Raw genomic sequence first — 974 nt, forward strand, 5'->3', positions numbered from 1 at the left:
CCGGTATCACCAACATCACCTACGACGCGGCGCGGCGTCTGAAGACCCGCACCGACAGCCGTGGCGTCACCGAGACCTACACCTATGACCTGGAAGGCCGGCTGACCAGCGTCGTCTACAGCCAGAGCGGTCAGCCGAGCCAGACCATCACCTGGAGCTGGGATCTCGTCGGCGCGGACTACACCTACAGCATCGGCCGGCTCAGCCGAGTGGATCACCCGAGCGGCTTCGCCCGCGTCAAGTACGACCCGCGCGGCCGAATCACCGAAGCCGTGCAGTCGGTGAACGCCAAGGCCGGTGCGAACACCGTGCCGATCCAGACGACGGTGAAGTACGCCTACTCGCAYGGCGACCTGATGACCATCACCTAYCCGTCGGGCCGSGTGCTGGTGATCACGCGCGACACCGGCGAGCTGATCGCSATGAGCCTGGCSAAGGACGCAGGCAGYACGCCCGTGCCGCTGATCAGCAACGTGAAGTGGGAACCCTTCGGCCCGGTGAGCGGCTGGGACTGGCACATGGCMAGCGGCCTGGTGAATCACACGAGGCAGTTCGACCTGAGCGGCCGCATCGTGCGCTACCCGCTGGGCAACGTGCTGCGCGACSTGACYTACGACGCCGCCGACCGCATCAGCGGGTTCACGCACCTGCTGGCCACGGACGGCACGCCGCAGATTGCGCTGGACCAGAGCTTCGACTACGACGAGAACAGCCGGCTGACCAACATCACGACGGCCGCATCGACCTGGTCGATTGCCTATGACCCCAATGGCAACCGCGCGAGCGTGAGTCTGAACGGTAGCCCGAGCACCTACACGACCGAGGCGACGAGCAACCGGCTGACGAGCATCACGAACCCGGCCCGCAGCTTCGGCTACGACAACGCCGGCAACACGACCAGCGACAGCACGAACTACATGGCGGTCTACGGGCTGAACGGCTCGATCGCGAGCATCACGAAGGCGGGTGTGACC

Annotated in this window: 1 pseudogene; it reads left to right on the forward strand. The window is 65.9% G+C overall.

The features are described from left to right. Nucleotides 1–974 (forward strand): annotated as a pseudogene (locus tag AC1DXV_RS34985) (hypothetical protein); the annotation flags it as partial.

The organism is Rhizobacter sp. P3_C12 (genome assembly GCF_056402735.1).